Consider the following 19,808-nt stretch of genomic DNA (forward strand, 5'->3'; position numbering starts at 1 on the left):
TTTAGATGAGAGAAAAGCCAATGTTTTAATTACGAATTAGTCGTTTAAGCGATCGCCACAGCCGGGAAAACGGTAGAATTGCGATCGCTCTTAAGATTTGGACAAATTCACATAACCGATGTTTGCAGATAGCATGGGGAGTAGACTGGCGTTGCAGAATTGCTAGATTTTCTCGAATTGTTGCTGTAGTGGGATGATTAACCCCCAAAATGCGATCGGACATTGCCAAGGCTTGGGTGTAAAGGGGTTCGGCTTCACTGTACCGCCCTTGACTTTTATAGAGTAAAGCTAAATTGTTTAAGCTACTAGCCACATCGGGATGGTCGCCATCAAACAGCCGCCTATACATCTCCAAGGCTTCGTTGTAGAGGGGTTCAGCTTCACTGTACCGCTCTTGGCTATAGTAAAGTAAAGCTAAATTGTTCAAGCTATAAGCTACGTTGGGATGGTCGCCATCAAACAGGCGCTTTCTGATTGCCAAGGCTTCGTTATAGAGGGGTTCAGCTTCGCTGTACCGCTCTTGGCTATAGTAGAGTAAAGCTAAATTGTTCAAGCTATGAGCCACATCGGCATGGTCGCCATCAAACAGGCGCTTTCTCATTTCCAGAGCTTGGTTATAGTAAAGTTCTGCTAAATTGTTCAAGCTACTAGCCACATCGGGATGGTCGCCTGCAAAAAGAGCTTGGCAAACATTCACACATTCTTCACGCCAAGGTTCTGCTAATTGATATAATCTTTGTCCTTCGTAAAATCTTCCTATCCCCACAAATATCCAAATTACTTCATCACTGGGGACTGATGCTAGAGAAATTATTTGTGCCTCTCTTGCTTCCCTTATCTGGGCAATTAAACGTTTTCCCAGGTCTTCAAGATGAGGAACAATATCCCTCACGCCTTCAATATCCTCAGAAGTGGGTGAAGTGGGAAGGCTTTGGGCTTTGGCTATCATGGCAGTAGCAAAGGTTGTTTCCAAAACTGATTGCATCTCGCCAGACGCAGCTAACTGCTCTTGCAAAAACCTCCGCACTAAGGTATCAATTTTATAATATCCTTCTCTATCTTCTACCAGTTGCAGCAAGTTGCCCTTGTAAAGTTGCTTTTTGGCCTCGTTTAATTCATTTTCTGACCAAGTTAGCTGTCTTGCTTCTTCTTGATTCTTTTCTTTGCCTTCCTCATTTTCTCCTCCACTTGTCGCTACCCACAAAACCAAATCCCAAAGAATTAGTTGGGGAGAAAATAAACTTAAAAATATTCCTAGTTGTTGTGCGAGTGGGTCAAGTTCTTCCCAAGTTAAAGTAAGATTTTCAATATTTCCTGTCCCACCTGGCATGACAACCTGACCAATTTTATCTGCCAATTTCTCTAGGTTAGGCATAGCCAGAATTTCAGCAAGTTTAGGATTTGGTTCAGCTTTAGCTGCTGCGGCCAATTCCTGTGCAGCTTGTGCCACTTCAGGATTAGCTTTAGCAGCCGATTCAACCTCCAGTACAGCTTTGCCATAATCGAGTGGTTGCTCTGGTGCTTTCTCGATCGCAACTACAGTATAAGGAGAATGTTTTTTGAGCGTAACGAGAAACTTGCCAGTCTTATCCCATACAGCTTCACTTACTTTTTCGCCAGTTTTTTCTAAGGCTTTAGTGGCAATTATAGAGCCGATCGCGATCGCAGCAGTAGTTAAAGGTTCCATGTACTACTTTGACTATATGTATCGTCTTTACTTATTAACACATAGGTTTAGTTCTAAGCTCATGTACTTTTAAGTTTCGTAATCTGACTGTGCATTATGGCAATTAAGTTAAAAAATTAAGATTTATCTAAATATTTACGATTTTAGACCCCCCAACGCCGCTTTTTTAACCCATTGCGTCTTATATCTAAGCTTTGCGTCTTAAAATCGTGATTTTTTTCTTAAAGTCACGATTTTTTTCTTAAAGTCATGATTTTTTTCTTAAAATCGTGATTTTTTTCTTAAAATCATGATCTTTTGTTAAGTAAGTGGGTCAAATTAAATATAAGAGGATGTTTGAAAAGTATTTTTGGTAACATCAAAGCATTAAGAATCTAACCCCCTTAGCCCCCCTTCCCTACGTTCACGTAGCGGCACGAAGTGTGGGAATGGGGGTTTCAAAGCCTCTCTCCCTGTGGGGGAGAGGTTTGGAGAGGGGTTTCTAGTATACTTTACGACTTTTCAAACATCCTCTAAAACCTCACCCTGCCTCCGGCTTTCCTCTCCGTTAGCTTTAGCTGACCGCAGGGTATTGCCCCTAAGAAGAAAATAAGGGTTTCGGTTAGGGACTTCCAAATAAAAAAATACTCAACTACTTCTTGTGGGGTGGGCATCTCGCCCGCACATAGAGAAGGGCAGACAAGACTTCGGCGTGAGCGCTCAGTCGAACGCTGTCCACCCCACAAGATTGGATAATTTATTTCTTGGAAGTCCCTTATTGTTTGCGTAAGTCCTGACTATGAATAAAAATCAGGTTTTGGTAATTTATCATTTAATGCCCAGTTACCGATGTCTTGAATTTTGTAATCGACCGGATCGTGGAGAGTGAACGTGCGGAGATTGCGCCAGTAGCGGTCAAAGCCATATTTTGCACTGGTAGCGCGTGCGCCCATAACTTCAAAGATGCGGTTGGTAATGTCTAAACCGACTCTAGTTGCTGCAACTTTGGCAGTAGCAATGCAAAGCGCACATTCCCCACGTTGTTCGGCGGTGAGTGACCATTCTTTTCCCCAAGCCGCTTGTAGTAATTCTCCTGCTTGGTCAGTCAAGCTTTTCACTGCCTGAAGATCAACCCATATTTTGCCATAATGCTGGAGGATATAAGGATCTTGGGTTGCACTCTCTACACCTGATGTCAGCCAAGGTTTTGTACTGGTTTTAGTATATGTTTTAGCAGCTTCAAATGCTCCTTGTGCAATTCCCAGGTAAATATTAGCAAGATTCAATTGAGTTAAGCAGGCGCGAATAGTGCTGAAGGGTTGATTGGGTTTGTCTCTACTACTAAGAATTTCGTCAGGAGACACCAACACATTCTCAAAAGTAACACTACCACTGTCTGTTTGACGTTGCCCTATATTATCCCAATCATCATGAACAGTAACGCCTTGCCGTTGGGTGGGAATTACTACAATACTCAATTCACCAGTTTCTTGATGAGTGGCAGTGATTGGTAATATATCCGAGTCTTGAGAGCCAGAGCAAAAGCTTTTAATCCCGTTGAGACGGAAATAATTATTTTCTGCTGTCAGAGTAGTTCTTTTATCCAAAGGGTTAAGGGCATTGCACCAAAACCAATTGTTGTGAATAGTTTCTGAGTAATATCGCTGTTTCTGCTCTGTTGAACCAAAGATATGAGGAATAACTACACCTAAATGGTGATAAGAAAAGACGTGAGCAATGGAGCTATCAACTTTGGCAAACTCGCGGGTAATTTGCAGAACAGTAATCCAGCTTTGCTCCAAACCACCGTACTCTCTGGGTACGATCAGTTTCAGCAAGTTGCTTTGGCGTAAGCGATCGCGTTCATGCTTTGGTGTTCCCCCTTTTGCATCCCGTACCACAGCAGTCTCGGCAAATTCATTTGCTAAAGACTTAGTTATATCAAGATAATTTTGACACTCTTTAGTTTCGATTAATTGCATCCCTTGCAACTTCTCCTGTTAACCCGATTGTGAGGAGCAACTATAAATTTAGCTGGCAAAACTTTAAATATACAGTATTTCGATAAAATTACCGTACTAAAAATATATCATTGCACAATCTAACTAATAAGGCAAGTTTAAATGAAAAGAATTTTGCTAAAGTTATGGGTTGTGAGTACAATCTCAAAAAATAGTTAATTGAGAGTCAAGCAAAAAACAACTTTTGAGAATAAATTCTCTCATCTACTTGTTTTTTAAGAATATATATGCAATATTGTTAACTTGAATGCAATAATCTACGTTAAGTTGATAAATTTATACTATTTTATAAATTATTGGCGATAAATTCAGATTATTCTGTAAAACTGCAATGTTTGTTTTGACAGATAGAGAGACATTTTTTTAGCAAATAGAGCAGCTTGTGCAGGGATTTTACTTTTGTGAATTAAAAGTCTTTTCTACACTTAAATATGCAGATGAAAACGCCAGAGAATCACTGATATATCTGGATGTCTAGTGATATTAGTGAAACCTTTCGAGTGTTAAAGTAATTCAACATTTTTCAGGGCTAGTCATAAATTTTTAGCTTGACAAATCACTGAAATGTCTGATGGCTTTCACTAAATTTTTTAAACCAAAAATGTGAGGGGAGTGATAGAAATGTTCAATCGTTCATTTCATAATTTATTCATGGAATCAATGATTTTGGGTGCTACTTTGCTAGCCAGCACATCAGCTTATGCTGAAGAGAGGAATTTAGTGGTTGGGAATGGGACTCAAACAAATATATCAACTGGACTCACCAAGCTCACCCTACGTCTCAACCAAACTCCACCTTTCAAGGACAATTCTTCGGAAACAACCATTGCACAAACGCCTAAAATTCCTGCAATCAATAGTGATGGAAGTTTCCAACAGACAAACAGTATGTCTCAAGTAACATCTGTATCTCAGTTTTCCGATGTACAGCCAAGTGATTGGGCATTTGGCGCACTCCAGTCTTTAGTTGAGCGTTATGGATGCATTGCGGGCTATCCAAACAGTACTTATCGGGGAAACCGCGCCATGACTCGCTATGAATTTGCAGCAGGCTTAAATGCTTGTTTATCTCGGATAAATGAGCTAATTGCAACAGCTACATCAGACTTAGTTACCAAAGAAGACTTAACTACCTTACAAAGACTGCAAGCAGAATTTAGCGCTGAACTAGCAACTCTACGAGGTCGAGTTGATAATTTAGAAGCTCAAACTGCGGAACTAGAAGCCAATCAGTTTTCAACAACAACCAAACTAGTAGGAGAAGCCGTCTTTGCCGTCACAGATGCTTTCAGTGGCTCAGTTAATGGTAGCAACACAGTTTTTCAAGATAGAGTTCGCCTGAAATTCATAAGTAGTTTTACAGGTAAAGATACTCTCTACGTCCGTTTGACTGGCGGTAATGCTACTACTTTGAAGCTGCCAAATGCTACAGGAGAAGGACTTCAAACTTTTAATCTCTCTCCAGCCAACAACAATGATTTTCTCGATTGGCTCGCTTATTACTTCCCAATTGGAGACAAAATAGACGCTTATGTAGGAGCAGTAAATGGAGTATTTTTTGATTTCATTCCCACTCTCAGTCCCTATTTGGATAGTGCCACAGGAGCCGGTCGCGCTCTGACAGAATTTGCTTCATCCAGCCCTATCTATAGAATTGGTGGTGGTGCTGGTGCAGGAATCAATTACAAATTCAGTGACAAAGTAGTATTGAGCTTGGGTTATTTAGCAGGAGATCATGCCAGCGCTGAATCAGGTAGCGGTTTATTTAATGGTCAATATGGCGCGATCGCCCAACTAGCATGGAACCCCAACAATAACTCTGGCATTGGTTTAACTTATGTAAATGCCTACCAAAATCGGGGAGCGATATTTGATATTGGTAGTGGTGGAGCGATCGTTGGAACTGCACAGGCCAATACACCTTTTGATCAAGTAATTACAAACTCTTATGGAGCAGAAGCTTTTTACAAATTCAGTCCGAAAGTTGCAATCAATGGGTTCTTTGGCTACACGAACGCCAAAAATCTGGCAGGTAGTGGCAGTGCAGATATTTGGTACTATGCTCTGGGGTTGGCATTCCCAGATTTAGGTAAACAAGGTAATCTTGGTGGTATTCTTGTGGGTGCAGAACCTTATCGGGGTGGTAATCCTGCACCTGCAAATGATTTATCCTTACATATTGAAGGCTTTTACAAGTATCGGCTCACAGATAACATTGCCATTACCCCTGGCGTAATTTGGATAACGGCTCCTGGTCAAAACGATGATAATCAGGATGCGGTAATTGGCACTGTGAGAACAACCTTCACCTTTTAGATATTCAGTAACGTTATGAAGATCAATTCGGCAGCCTCAAAATTTTGGCGTTGCGGAATTGATCTAGTCACACCGCATATATCAACTTTCAGAGGATAGCGATCGCTACAAATCGCTACAAATCGCTATAAATTTAATTCCCAACTGCTTCTAACCAAGTCGGTAAATCAGCTAAACTGGTAAAATCTAACAGTGCTTCGCTCAAATCTTCGAGAACAGGTAAAGGTAAATCAAAAAGTGGCGATCGCATTTCCCCAGACAATTCTCCAAACCGCTTAGTCAACAATCGGATAATAAGGTTAGCAGCCTCTTCCCGTCGTCCTTCGTCTCGTCCTTCCTCTCGTCCTTCTTCTCGTCCTTCCTCTCGTCCTTCCTCTCGTCCTTCTTCCTTGATTTCTCGGTAAACTCTGGTTTCTTTGAGTGTTATTCCTAGCATAGACTCCGCCTCAGCTCGACTTAAATTTTCAAACTTGTACACCATAATTGTCGTGATTATCTCTATTATGGCGCGACTTGCCCCTTCAGGCACTTCTTGACTGGTTCTTTCTAATAAATACCTTGCTTCCTGCGGTGCTTGTTCTGACTCAACTGTAGTCAACACCATCAGCGCTACCCATAAAGGTAATTGACGAATATCTCCCAACTCATTCAAATACACTCGATGCATTTGTGCGCTGTTAAGCAATCCCCGATGGGGATGAATATCGCTTTGTTCAATACTACGTGATGGATAAATTATCACCGCCTGCCAATCGCTAAATCTAACACGGTTGCGGTAGAAATATAATGAGGATTCTGCAAAGACCCGTTCATAAAGTTGTTCATCCTTTTGGAACTGCACCTCGCAGAAATATACTATTCCTGCACCTGCGCTTTCTGGCGGTAGAAATACCCCGTCAATTTCAAACTTGGGTTCTTTGACAGCTACCGAATCAAAACGGTAATTTTGTGCATTTTTTGGAGGATTTGTCAATAGTTCAAATAGCAAAGTGGGGGATTGTTGAAAAAGCTTGTAGAATATTGAATCTCGGCGCATGAAGGATTCTATTTAATTTATTTATTCAACCTGCGGTACATTTAATCACATATTCCCCGACATCGCTATTATATTGTTGTGTGTAGACGCTGAAATAGAGACAGCAACATCACAACTATTAACGCTCTTCACGATTCAAGCTCAGAGATTGCTGTTCTTCAACTAGTGGCGGTACATCTTGCCAAAGGCTAATTCCGTCGTATAATCCTGGAGCCATCAAGAATACTTGAACCCAAAGGATATTGAACCACCAGTAAAGCCCTTGGATAATATTTTCTTGACCTACCAGGGATACTGTCAGCAGGTAAAACAAGACCGAAATTATTAAACTAGCAACAGATGCAACGATACCTTTTATAGGCTGTGATAGCTGTGTGAAAGGCCACATATTAAATTGCCACAGCAAGCCTAAACCAACTGTTGTCCAAATTGCAGCAAAAGTTGGGCCTGTGGTTGTGGTAAACAAATCCATTCCTAGCTGTTTGAGGAACAATTCTGTAATCAGAGTAAGTAATAAAACAATACCTGTATGCAGTAAACCCAAACGTGGCATTCCTAGTTCCAATTTGTTCAAAGGCCAACGTTCAAAGAAACTGCCGAATACTGTCGAACAAGGATACCAATACCAAGGAATGTAAAAAGGTTGAAGCCCCCACATTTGTGGTAAAAAGGTAAGTGCAGGGGCAATAAAGAAAACGGCAAAAAAGATATTGATCAAGCCGCTTACTGGATGCCATTCGCGTACTTTCTCGGTGGTGACAATCGTGTTGTCAAAGAAGAATAAACTGGCGGCAGCTGTAATAATTGCTATTTGTCCCCACAACCCAACAGATGTATCAGTGAGAATTTCTTTTGCAGAGATAAATTTCCAAGCTTCTCCAGTTATGTAAACCAGCGTCAATAGCACTACTAAATTCACTGTTTCTCGTCCAAATCGGGTAGAGGAAAAGCGAGAACCTGGATAGCCATTGAGGGAAAAACCTAGATGCCACCACCAGACGAAGCATATAGTGATGTAAGTCAACTTTGTTCCCACATTCAGCTGAATAATTTGGCCAAAGATGAGTTCAAAAATATAACTAATCACAGCAATTACAGCTATAAAAAGCAGTCCCTTAAATGGCTGGCTTTTCCAAATACTCCGACTCTGAGTTGGGTTTGCAACGCTCATAGTATCAACTTAAATAATATTGGATTTATCAGGGGCAAAGCATTCTGGTAAATATTACTAGGACTTACGCAAAAGTATACGAAGTAGGGGCAATACATGTAGCTTTACCTGACCGCAGGGTATTGCCCCTAAGAAGAAAATAAGGGTTTCGGTTATTGTTTGCGTAAGTCCTGATTACCTCTGAAAGCTTCACCGAATTTTAAATTTTGAATCTTAAATGCAAAATTTAAAAAGGTCTGAAAGCAAGCAAATTTATTTGTGGAATAAATCCAAAATCTACAATTCTTTATTCAGAGCAACTGCATTAATGCATGGGGTCAATCTAAAATCCAAAATCGTTCGATGGTTCCTGAGCTTTGTCGTACCACTTTGTGGAAGCAAGCTACGCGGAGCGTCCCGCAGGAAAGGACTGAGCGTAGCCGTACCCCTCCGGGGAAGCAAGCTACGCGTAGCGTTCCGCAGGAAAGTCCAAAATTCAAAATTGATTGACCCCAATAGAGAATGCAGCAATTACAGCCAAGGATGGCGTGGGGGGTAGACACCATTGAGGAAGTAGTTACCAACAGCGTAGTATTTCCAACGGACGGGATCGTGGAGTGTGTGAGCGCGGGCATTTCGCCAGTGGCGATTGTAGTTGAATTGCTCTAATGTGGACTTAGTACCTGCTAGTTCAAACAACTTGTTGGTAGCTAGTAATGCTGCTTCGGTGGCTAAGGCTTTGGCTTCCGCAACTGCGATTGATGCTTCAACTACCTTGGGTTCTTCTAAACCTGACTCGTTGGCGATGTCGAGAAACTCACCCGCACGTCGCAACAATGCTTCAGCAGCGTGAACCTGAATTTGGACATTGCCTAAGTTATAGAGCGTCAAGGGATCTTCGTATCCCTTTTCTAAATTGCTGTCAACCCAAGGGCGGGTATGGTTGCGGACAAAGTAGATGGTGTCACGAACTGCGGCTTTGGCAATTCCCACGTCTACGGCGGCTTGGATGATTTGCGCGATCGCACCCATTGGTGTTGCCCTCTCAAAGGCTAAGTAGTGCGGAATGACGTGTTCTGCCTTCACTTTCACATTTTCAATAATGGTAGTGCCGCTAGCAGTGGTGCGCTGTCCGAAGCTCGTCCAATCATCAAGTAGGGTCAATCCTGGGGCATCCCGTTCGACAAATGCGACCACTGTTTTACCATCTGGATTACTGGCAATGACAGGAACCCAATGTGCCAGTAATGCCCCAGCAGAGTAGTATTTGCGTCCGTTGAGTACGTAATCAGATCCAGATGGTTCTAACTTTGTTTGGACATCAGTAACAGACTTAGTGCCAATTTCCGAGAAGGCGTTACCAAAGCGCTTACCTTGTAGAGCCAAATCAAAGAAGAACTTCTTCTGCTCATCTGTACCATCCAAGCGAACTGCTTCCACCATGTAGAGGTGGTTTTGGGGAATCTGACCGAGGCTAGAGTCAGCTTCGGAGATGATTTTTATGACTTCTGCCAAGGTAGCACTTGATACAAAAGCCCCGCCATACTCTTTGGGGACTGTAATTCCCCACAATCCACTCTGGGAGAACTTTTCTACTTCCTCAGCAGGTAGACGCCGATTTTGGTCGCGTTCTGAGTCTCCTTTGGCAAACTCAGCTGCTAGTTCGTGAGCGATCGCGATCGCTTCTTTGTCATCCTGAATGATATGCGCCTTCTGTTCAGTATTAATTACTGATGTCATAATATAACTCCTTGATTGTGATCAGTATTTAACCAGACAATGATCTAAATACATTGGCTAGTGGTGATTTGTAGGGCTGATTGCAATATGCCAATACACAGATTGAATCTGAGTAAGATTCTTTGAATGAGCAATTTTTTGTCGGAATGGGCTTAACTATTGAACGACTTCCCAAATAAAGCCCGGATAAATTACACAACTACTTGCAGAAGTCGTTAACTGTCAAGAATCTGCTACACCACAACTAACTCATTAGCCTGACGACGATTAGCTTCTAGTTCGCGCACAATTGGAATTACCGTCTTACCAAATGCTGGCAAATCATCTGTGTAGTGTAAGAAGCCGCCAAGAATTAAATCAACTCCCACTTCATGGAACTGGCGAATCTTCTCAGCTACTTGTTCAGCCGTACCAATCAAGCCTGACCGGAAGCCATCGTTATACTGCACCAAGTCTTCAAAATTGGAATTTGCCCACATTCCCTCACGTTCACGAGTCGAAGATCCCGCCTGTTTCACTGCTTCGCCAAATCCTTTCACGGCTTCGACATCTGCTTGGGCAATAATATCGCGCAATACTTCATGGGCTTCTGCTTCCGTATCTCGCACGATGATAAAGGAATTCAGACCAAACTTAATTTTGCGTCCTTCTTGACGAGCTAATGCAGACACTTCTTCAATCTGCTCTCGCACACCTTCTATAGTGTTGCCATTCATAAAATACCAATCAGAGACGCGGCCAGCCATGCGCCGGGCTGCTTTCGAGTTACCACCTTGGAATATCTCCGGGTGTGGATTCTGATTAATTGGTTTGGGCTTCACCCAACCACCATTGATGCGATAAAAGTCGCCCTTAAAGTGAAACTCCTCCTCTGTCCACAAACCTTTGAGAACACGGATAAATTCTTCGGAACGACGATAGCGTTCGTCATGGTCTAACCAGGGTTCACCATAGATCGTGAATTCATCTTTGAACCAGCCGCTAACTACATTTAGTGCAAACCGACCGTTTGACAGAAAATCAATGCTGGCACCGATTTTAGCAACTACTCCCGGATGCCACAATCCAGGGTGAACTGCTGCAATTAGCTTCAATTTCTTGGTGACTGGAGCTAAGGCTGATACGGTTGTAAGCGCCTCTAGCTGGTATTCAGCGCCATAACTAGCGATAAATCTGGCTTGTGCTAGAGCATATTCAAACCCAACTTCTTCAGCTGTTTGAGCTAGTTGAGCATTGTATTCGTAAGTCCAATCTGTGCGTTGGGGGATTTTGCTTACTACTAACCCTCCGCTAACGTTGGGAATCCAGTATGCGAACTTAATATCTACCATAATTGTGCGTTTGTAATTGAAACTGCTTGGTTATTTGTCTAAGTTTGCTTGTAATCCAACAAAACCTAATTTTTGATCACTAACAAATTAGCTAAAATTTGATATGGCAAAATCTTAGTCAAAATCGAAATCTTGAAAGCGGCTGGAAACTACTCTGAGTTTACAAGTAGACAATCTCAGGATGTGATAGTGGCAATATACCATATCTTGACCGTGCTACCGTAGTTATTAATGAATCAGACTTTATCACGGCAATTTTTCCGATGTCGTGACTCGATATACTTAAATTCCATTTCCATATTCCATTTTGGAATACAGCCCAATTTTGCTGAGTGAATATTTAATTATTTTTAGGACTAGCCCTTTCAAGGTCAATGATAAAATCTCTGCGTTCTCCGTGCCTCTGCGGTTTAAAAGTTATTTATTGAACCACAGAGGCGCAGAGAACACAGAGAAAAGAGGAATTATTATCCAAAAATTTTACCCACCTTGAAACTGACTTTTCACTCTTATCTGGAAAACCTCTCTCTAAATCTCTCCCCTTGTAGGAGAGAGACTTTGAATTTTCCCCCTTCCCGACACGGGAAGGGCGTTAGGTCAATCGTTAGCTTTTCCACATGACCTGAATTGTCAGGACAAAGTATCACTATTATTCCATTTTGTGATACTAAACTGCTTTTCATGTGTCATCTGAAACTATATACAGCAGAAATAAATGTGGTACTGTGAACTACTAAACTACGGTAAAGAGATATTAATACCGTATTTTAGTTCAAATATCGTAAAAAAGGTACAGGAAAAAGATTTATGCCACTTCAGTTTGGAATTTGGTCGCCGGTGTGTGGTGGATGGTTGCGGGTTGTCAACCATGAGGCTAATTTATCAATTCAAGATTTAGTAAAGCTGGCAGTTCAAGCAGACGAGCTAGGTTATCATTTCTATTACATTCCTGAACATTACTTGAATGCAGTTCATGGGCCTAACTATAATGTTGCTGATGCTTGGATTACAGCAGCTTTAGCAAGTTTAAACACCAAAAATATCAAGATTGTTGCGGCTGTACAACCTGGTTTTAAACTGCCTGCGGTCGTTGCCAAGCTGAGTGCAAACATTCAAAATCAACTCAGTAATGGTAGATTTGCTCTGAGTGGGATTGCAGGTTGGTGGAAATTAGAAGTAGAAAGCTATGGAGATATTTGGCTACCCCATAGCGATCGCTACGCGCGATTAGAAGAGTACATTGATGTAATCAAGGGGCTGTGGACAGTTGAAGCCTTTAATTATGTTGGCAAGTATTACACGATCGCAGGTGGTATTCTCGCAGATAAGCCTACACCAATACCACCCATTTTCATTGCTGGTGAATCAGACCGGGCGATTGACTTAGCGGCTCGTCAGGGAGATTATTTATTTATCAATGCTGATGAACCAGAAAAAACGGCAGCACTGGTGCAGAAAGCGAAAAAATTGGCTAGCGATCGCTACGGGCGTCAGATTAAAGTAGCAATGAGTGCGTTTGCGATCGTTGATGAAAATACCGCCGTAGCCCAAGCCAGATTAGAAGCGATTTATCGTTCTGCCGATCAGCAGCAGATCAAGTACTTTCAAGAGCAAATTGATCCTCACGTAGTTGCTCACAACAAATTAGATATCAGTCAAACCATTGAAGCCAATCTCGGTTTATCTGCTCAACTCGTTGGCGATCGCTATACTATTATTCAACGTCTGAAAGAATACGAAGCCGTTGGCGTTGACTTAATAGTACTCAAATTTGAATCTATGTTAGAAGACACTATTCGTTTCCATAAACTAGTGATTTCCGAATACACACAGCAGAATAGCTTAATTGCGTTGTAATTAAAAATCTTGCCTTACTTAGCATGAATAAGATTAAACTCGAAGATATTAGCCTAAATCACATCAAAATTTTAAAAGCAGTAGATGACTGTGGCAGCTTCTCGAAAGCAGCACAAAAACTTGGGCATAGTCAGGCATTAATTAGCAAAAAAGTCAAGCAGATAGAGGATTATTTTGGAGTAATTCTGCTAAATCGCTCTCCTGGTTCTATATGCTTAACCAATAAAGGCAAGAAATTAATTTCTCAGACACTTAATGTAGTAGAAACTGTAGAAAATCTGCGAGAAGAATTTCAAGCAACATTTAGCGCTGAAGGTGAAGATTTGATATTAGGGGCTACTAATTTCATTTTAGAGGTCTGGCTAAAACAATATTTACAGCGATTTCAGCTTTGTTTTCCAGGTAGGAATATCAAAGATATAGCACTTGAAAATAGCATATTTTTCTCAAATTCTCAACTTCTAGAGATGGATCTCTTGCTCAACAGTTGCTCTGGATATAAGGAAGAACACCATTGTACTAGATTAACAACTCATAAAATGCTGCTGTTCTCTTTTGGGACAAGAAAATATCTCAATGAGCATAGCTTAATTAAAATCAATGATATTGATCTAGCTGAGGTTGTGCTTTTAGATGAGATTCATTCTGAACTATCTAAAAATAGATTTTTGATGAATAAATTAAGTGGTGTAAAGGTACTAGATAATTATCAAGATTTACTTAACTATACATCAGAAAATCAAAAAATAACGATTTTACCCGACTTTTGTCAAACTGATATAATATATCAATATCAAGTCCTAATTCTTCCTATTCAAGATATTAATGAATATGGCATTTATATTCATGTTCCTCGCTTTAGTGAGTTATTAATATCCGCAGAGAGCTTGGTGAGAAGTTTTAGACTCGATCAAAATAACTTTGAAAGTTTGCCTAATGTAAATCTAATTTTAGGTAGCTGTTCTCCCAAAGAAGAAAATGTTCTTCGGATAGGTATTCAGAATGATTCCATCGGGCAGTTTGTTGCTGGGTATGGGACTAAGTATATTTCTGACTTACAGAGAGCATCTTCATCATTGGAACAGCCTATTTTAAAAAATATTGAAATTAACCGAGATTTCGAGTTACAAATTCTACCGTTTACCTCTGGTGAACAAATGAATCGACAGATGAAACGGGGAGAACTAGATATTTGTATTTTAGATGATATTTCTCTCTTGAATAATGGTAGTCAATTCTTCGATGATTTAAGTTTTGGCTCTAAATTGATTGGGATTGCTTCGTATAATCTTTTAGGTCAAGATATAAATATTGTTCTGCATAAAGATTCTTCGATAAACACTGTTCAGGATCTGAAAGGGAAACGAATTTCCACCTTATTGGGTTCAAATGCTCATCGGTTCATCATTACTCTTTTTGAACTCCATGATCTGGATGTCAGTAAGCATTGCAGATTAGTGAATGAAAATCCTCAGAAAGCAAGTAATAGTTTGGCAAATAAAACTATAGATGCTTACGTATGTTGTCAGACTTTTGCTTCAATTTTAGAAGGATATGCTTTTGTCAGAAAGTTGCCTCTCTCTCAGACGGGTAGTTTAAGAATTCCATCAATTAGAGGAATTGTTTGTCGTTCGCAGTTCATTAAAGAAAACCCTAAAATCGTCATTGCTTATCTACATGATTTAGTAGTTGCTAACTATTGGTTTAATTCATCTCCAGTCAAGGCGGCAGATTTATTAAGTCAAGTGATTGATGTAAAAACAACTCAAGTAAACCAGTTTTTTAATCCTGTATTTGGTAATCGCATCGATCCTACTCTCAAACCTCAATGGTCTTGGTTACTGAAAACTTTAAATCGCAGGTTGGAAGGAAAATATGGCATTTCACTATTTGATGTAGATTTCTGGATAGATGATTATTTCTTAAGGCTGGTCTACAATTTGCTGAATTTAGATTATCACTTTCATCAGGTTTCTTTTGCAAGTGAATTTTCCAGCAGCTATTTTGTAGAGGAACAGTTTAGCCGACATATAAAAGTTCTCTATGATAAATATAATCTACCGCTACAAGATGAAGATAGCAGTCACACAATCAGTGTAAGATAAAATAGGAAAGCGAATTTTTCTATATTAAGGAATAAGAATTAAATAACATACAATTTATCGTAAAAAAAAGGGTTTAAGACCCACTCCGCCTCCGATCAGTTTAAGTCGGGGTTTAAATCCCCGTCTGTTCGCGTAGCGTGCCGTAGGCAAAATGTCTTTAATTACGAATTACGAATTACGAATTACGAATTACGAATTATTTATGTCCCTGGCTTACCTCACCCTCAATCCCTCTCCTTTATAAGGAGAGGGAAGCTAGAGATAGGATGAAGTTTTGCATTTTATTTAATCCACATTCCTAACTACTACGTAGTGTATAATGAAAAGATGTTTAATGACACCAATAACTCCCAAGCTAGTATTCTCTACAGACATGGCGACGTTTTAATTAGACGTATTGCTGGCTTACCTCTCGGTGTTCAAAGGCGTGTAGGTGCTACTCTGGCTCATGGTGAAATCACAGGACATAGCCATCGCATTCAGCAATCCAATACTGTTCAGTTGTGGGTAGATGGTAATGACCTTTTTCTTGAGGTTAAAGAAGCAAGTGCGACTTTAGTTCATGAAGAACATCGGGCGATTGAATTACCCCAAGGGCTTTACCGCGTCTGGAAACAACGTGAATATCGCCCTGATGCTTACGTGGAGGTGATGGACTAATGCTGAAGATCATGTCAAAGGGACGTGTGCCGAATAAACCAGTTAAGCAGCGTCCAAACCAAAGTCACGAGCCTGTATCGGCTGAACTTGCTCGAAAACTGATCCTTGAGCATCGCGCCTGGGATGGGATGCACGTTTTAGGTCATCTGGATTTAAGCGGTGCGTTAGATGTTTACAATCTACCTGAAAATCTCACCTGTGAAAGTATTGATATTAGCGACTGTGTAAACCTCATTACCCTTCCCCAAGGACTCCACATCACTTATTGGATCGAGTTGGCCGGAAGTGGAATTACTAGTCTATCTGCGGGGCATGGTTTTGTCTTGCGGTGGCGAGGCGTACAGGTGACAGATAAGATTGCCTTTGAATCCCAGTCGATAACGGGGCAAGATATCCTCAATATAGAGAATGTTGAGTTGCGCCGCGTGCTGATTGAACGTCTGGGATACGAGACATTTTTGCAGCAAGTGGGAGGGTTGATCCGCGATCGCGATCCCGATGCTGGTGGAGAACGTCAACTAGTCTACATTCCTTTTGAGGATGACGAGTCACTGATGGTTTTGAAAGTTACCTGTCCATCCACAGGACATATTCATATCTTGCGCGTTCCCCCTGATATGCGAAATTGCCATCAGGCAGCCGCCTGGATTGCAGGCTTTAATAACCCAGATGATTATAACCCTGCGATCGAGGCGTGAGTTCGACAAATCTTGTTTGACCTCTCCCCTAACCCCTCTCCGTTTCGGAGAGGGGAGTAAAAAGCTTAATTTTTCGTTACTCCTCCCTTTGCGTTTCGGAGAGGGAGGCTGTCCGGGAGAGGTTGATCGAACTTACTGCAAACTGCTATAACTTCAACTCAATTAGTACTGTTAGGCTGCACAAATCGCTTAATTTCACCACAGGCAATATAGGACTTGCCATCAGGTGCTGTTTTGATTTCATCAACGAGGTAAAGCATCCCTTCCTCACGAACCGATCGCGGAAAACGCATATTCCAATCTGGTTCATATCCATCGGAAACTACCCTAGCACGCAGCTTGCTGCCATCTTTGACACACTGAACTAAAATGCTGTCCCCTACACTGTCAGTTGTGATCAGATCGGCGGCACTGGCAGGGCCTTTGGAAGCTTTGCCTGTGTTAGTTTGATTCGATTGTCTAGGGGCAACGAAGATGTCTGCTTCACCCGGTTGAGCAAAACGGGTGATATTACCACGTACACGGTAGAAAGTCCCATCGCTTGAAACTTCCAGTCCTTCAACAACATAGCGAGCTCCCTCGGCACGAATGGCGCGGGGAAATTGGATGTTCTTGGTTGAATCATAGCCTTTGGACATGACTTTGATCCGCAGTTTACCCCCTTCACGAACGCAGTACAATTCAACACCTGAACCGACTTCATTCACAATCGGTATCGCGTAGACTTCATCGCCAGCAGTCACACCGCGACCCCCCAGATCGCTGCGATTGCGCGTCATCGTCTGGTAAGACTGATCCCGCATCTCTTTACGTCCGGCATTACCTAGAGCTTTTTGGGCGATCCGACCTGCGAAATACTCAAGCTGATCAATCTCCTCAGCAATTTCAAAATTCTCGTTCAACCCTTTATCCCGCAAATCTTTCACCAGCGCCCGCAGGGTTTGTTCAGCTTCCTGATGCTTGCCATGTTCAGCTAGATTCAGTCCAATTTCTTTGGCCTTTGCGATCGTCAGGCGACTCAGTTCCAGAGTGATCTGGCTGGTAGAGGCAAAAGCTGCTTCCTCAACAGTGCCAACTTTGGCAACGACATCTACTGTGCCTGACACGCTTTGAATCAGGTGATCTTGCACAACATCGGCACTGTAATGCAGTTTCATCACAGGTAACTCACCAATTTCAGCGCTTGATATCACCAAACTTAAACCGAGAAGTTTGTCTTCGCCCTCGTAAAGCTCTCCCAAAGTAAGGACAGCTTGAGAAGCATCATTCTGGCTGACTTTAGCAAGACTTAAAGTATCAACGAGGCTGACACCATTAGCCAACTCAAGTGTCACCTTGAGATTCTGTCCCACTACTGCTCTGAGACTGTCTAGCTCAATACTAAAGACTTCAGTTGCTTCATCGATGCTTTGAATAAAGTAGAAGTTGCCCGTGGCGGCTCTTGCCATACCAATCAGCAGGTCTTCATTGAAACCTTGAGCAAAACCTAACGTAGTTGTGATAATCCCTTCCTCAGCTTTTTGCCCCGATGTCGCCGTGAGTATCTTCGGGTCTTGAATGCCCATATTGGCGTGACCATCGGTAAGCAGGAGAACACGGTTTATTTTTTGGGGATCAAGTCCCGTCTTCACATGTTCACAGCCTTTAAGCCATCCCCCCGATAAGTTGGTAATCCCGCCGGCTCTAACCTTGCGGATAGAATTTTTCAGTGCGGCTTTGTTAGTCACAGCCTGGGGTGGCACAACGCTGTCCACTTCATCGTCGTAAACAACCACTGAGAGAATGTCATCTGGCTCAAGTTGATCTACCACAGACTCAGCGGCTTTGAGTGCATGATGCAACGGAGCGCCAGCCATAGAGCCGGAACGGTCAATTACCAGAGAAAGGTTAAGGTGACGTCGGGGAGATTCAGCTATGTCAGCCCGAAAACGTAACAGAATATTAGTCTTTAATGAAGATCCTGCGGGGAGGATAGATTGGTCAAATTCGTAACTTGTATTAATCATTTTTTATATCCCTCAAAGTAGTCTGGTATCAGCCACAAGCCAGATGATGTTTGGATAACAAGTGCTTTGCTTAGTTTACCCAGAAATAAGTTTATTCAGTGTAAAAATAGGATTATATGTCAAATTTTATAGTTATGCCATCTCACTAGCGATCGCATCGCCCATCGTAGACATCGCTGTTTCGGGAAAAGTTTGTGATTTATTGACTTTATGCTTTCCTACTACTGAAAGGCGATCGCACTGGTCACAATTGCGGGAAACTGAAAGCAGATATATTAGGAGAGGAGAACCTAATGAGCTGGACTAAAGTTCTTGCAGTCGAAGCACTTTCCCCAGGTGCGCGAGAAGTAGTGAAAGTTGGTAATCGGAAAATTCTGGTTTTGAATCACGAAAATCAGCTTTATGCTGTAGATAACACCTGTCCTCACATGAAATTACCACTGAAAAGTGGGAAAATCACTGAAAGTGGGACAATTGTTTGTTCCTTCCATCACAGTGCTTTTGACCTGCGGACTGGTGAGGTAGAAGACTGGTGTTCCTGGCCACCTGGTGTAGGTAAATTACTCTCTTTGGTTTCACAACCGAAGGCACTACCAGTATTTCCGATTCGTGTGCAAGAAGGTAGTATCTGGGTTGATGTGCAAGAGGAATAGCACCCTCTCTCGGAATTTAGCTCAACAGTGGTGAGTAAAAAAGCAATAAAAACCCCAGCCAATGAGTTTAGCTGGGGTTTCGATCAAACCTAAAAACCTAGCTTGATGAGGCTTTCCTCGTTCCCAGGCTCCGCCTGGGAATGCATTCATGTGGGCTGCTGACTCAATGTCTGACTGGATGCAGAGCCTCTAATCAGCCATTCCCATGCTCTGCATAGGAACGAGATAAACGAGAGAACAATGGAAATCGAGCTTTTTTTGACTTGTGTGTACACCGTAGCCTTAAAAAGGGGGGCAATAAACCTCAAAGTCCTCCAATTTATCGGGGGATTTAGGAGGATCTACACGATTTTGGTTTTGTTCATTGTGTACCTCATTTACTTGCAACCTGCTGTAGTTCACAACACAAGTCTGTTGGTTCACAACACAAGTCTGTTGGTTCACAACACAAGTCTGTTGGTTCACAACACAAGCCTGTTGGTTCACAACACAAGCCTGTTGGTTCACAACACAAGCCTGTTGGTTCACAACACAAGCCTGTTGGTTCACAACACAAGCCTGTTGGTTCA

General features: G+C 41.9%; 15 protein-coding genes. 7 read left to right on the forward strand and 8 right to left on the reverse strand.

Annotated elements, in window-relative coordinates:
- Positions 1-25 precede the first annotated feature (25 nt).
- Positions 26-1,687, reverse strand: coding sequence for a tetratricopeptide repeat-containing protein (locus V7K15_RS20615; protein ID WP_334908233.1), 1,662 nt, complete (start codon positions 1,685-1,687; stop codon positions 26-28).
- 776 nt (positions 1,688-2,463) lie between these two features.
- Complete coding sequence (locus tag V7K15_RS20620) at positions 2,464-3,648, reverse strand: acyl-CoA dehydrogenase family protein (RefSeq protein WP_334908235.1); 1,185 nt, start codon at positions 3,646-3,648, stop codon at positions 2,464-2,466.
- Positions 3,649-4,308: 660 nt separating this feature from the next.
- On the opposite strand from V7K15_RS20620, the gene V7K15_RS20625 reads away from it, so the two are divergent.
- Positions 4,309-6,003, forward strand: a complete 1,695-nt coding sequence (locus V7K15_RS20625; RefSeq protein WP_334908237.1) for an iron uptake porin — start codon at positions 4,309-4,311, stop codon at positions 6,001-6,003.
- Positions 6,004-6,136: 133 nt separating this feature from the next.
- On the opposite strand, the gene V7K15_RS20630 is transcribed toward V7K15_RS20625, so the two are convergent.
- From V7K15_RS20630 to sfnG, 4 genes are all read right to left on the reverse strand, one after another.
- The gene (locus V7K15_RS20630) at positions 6,137-7,039 is read right to left on the reverse strand and encodes an Rpn family recombination-promoting nuclease/putative transposase (protein ID WP_334908239.1); all 903 of its coding nucleotides are present in this window, start codon (positions 7,037-7,039) and stop codon (positions 6,137-6,139) included.
- A gap of 118 nt (positions 7,040-7,157) precedes the next feature.
- On the reverse strand, positions 7,158-8,210 hold the full coding sequence (locus V7K15_RS20635; RefSeq protein ID WP_334908240.1) for a hypothetical protein: 1,053 nt from the start codon (positions 8,208-8,210) through the stop codon (positions 7,158-7,160).
- A 510-nt stretch (positions 8,211-8,720) separates the two neighbouring features.
- A complete protein-coding gene (locus tag V7K15_RS20640; RefSeq protein ID WP_334908242.1) occupies positions 8,721-9,929 on the reverse strand; it encodes an SfnB family sulfur acquisition oxidoreductase in 1,209 nt (402 codons plus the stop codon).
- Between the two features lie 233 nt (positions 9,930-10,162).
- On the reverse strand, positions 10,163-11,260 hold the full coding sequence (sfnG, locus tag V7K15_RS20645) for a dimethylsulfone monooxygenase SfnG (protein ID WP_334908244.1): 1,098 nt from the start codon (positions 11,258-11,260) through the stop codon (positions 10,163-10,165).
- An 807-nt stretch (positions 11,261-12,067) separates the two neighbouring features.
- On the opposite strand from sfnG, the gene V7K15_RS20650 reads away from it, so the two are divergent.
- From V7K15_RS20650 to V7K15_RS20665, 4 genes are all read left to right on the forward strand, one after another.
- Positions 12,068-13,117: an LLM class flavin-dependent oxidoreductase gene (locus V7K15_RS20650; protein ID WP_334908246.1), complete on the forward strand. Its 1,050-nt coding sequence runs from the start codon at positions 12,068-12,070 to the stop codon at positions 13,115-13,117.
- 23 nt (positions 13,118-13,140) lie between these two features.
- Positions 13,141-15,222 (forward strand): LysR family transcriptional regulator, encoded by a 2,082-nt coding sequence (locus tag V7K15_RS20655; RefSeq protein ID WP_334908249.1) that lies wholly within the window; start codon positions 13,141-13,143, stop codon positions 15,220-15,222.
- Between the two features lie 327 nt (positions 15,223-15,549).
- The gene (locus tag V7K15_RS20660; protein WP_334908251.1) at positions 15,550-15,882 is read left to right on the forward strand and encodes a hypothetical protein; all 333 of its coding nucleotides are present in this window, start codon (positions 15,550-15,552) and stop codon (positions 15,880-15,882) included.
- A gap of 11 nt (positions 15,883-15,893) precedes the next feature.
- Positions 15,894-16,580 (forward strand): DUF6745 domain-containing protein, encoded by a 687-nt coding sequence (locus V7K15_RS20665; RefSeq protein WP_334908254.1) that lies wholly within the window; start codon positions 15,894-15,896, stop codon positions 16,578-16,580.
- 158 nt (positions 16,581-16,738) lie between these two features.
- Here the strand turns inward: V7K15_RS20665 and V7K15_RS20670 are convergent, their stop codons facing one another.
- Positions 16,739-18,586 carry a vWA domain-containing protein gene (locus tag V7K15_RS20670; protein WP_334908257.1) on the reverse strand — a complete coding sequence of 616 codons (1,848 nt, stop codon included), beginning with the start codon at positions 18,584-18,586 and terminating at the stop codon, positions 16,739-16,741.
- A gap of 61 nt (positions 18,587-18,647) precedes the next feature.
- Here V7K15_RS20670 and V7K15_RS20675 point away from each other — a divergent pair, with 61 nt between their 5' ends.
- Together V7K15_RS20675 and V7K15_RS20680 are read left to right on the forward strand one after the other, a co-directional pair.
- A complete protein-coding gene (locus V7K15_RS20675) occupies positions 18,648-18,893 on the forward strand; it encodes a hypothetical protein (protein ID WP_334908259.1) in 246 nt (81 codons plus the stop codon).
- Positions 18,880-19,239, forward strand: coding sequence for a Rieske (2Fe-2S) protein (locus V7K15_RS20680; RefSeq protein ID WP_334908261.1), 360 nt, complete (start codon positions 18,880-18,882; stop codon positions 19,237-19,239). The genes V7K15_RS20675 and V7K15_RS20680 overlap by 14 nt, the downstream gene beginning before the upstream one ends.
- A 282-nt stretch (positions 19,240-19,521) precedes the next feature.
- Here the strand turns inward: V7K15_RS20680 and V7K15_RS20685 are convergent.
- Positions 19,522-19,808: hypothetical protein (locus tag V7K15_RS20685; protein WP_334908263.1), on the reverse strand; the 287-nt coding region annotated here is incomplete at its 5' end.

This window comes from Nostoc sp. (assembly GCF_036919815.1).
Lineage (GTDB): Bacteria > Cyanobacteriota > Cyanobacteriia > Cyanobacteriales > Nostocaceae > Nostoc.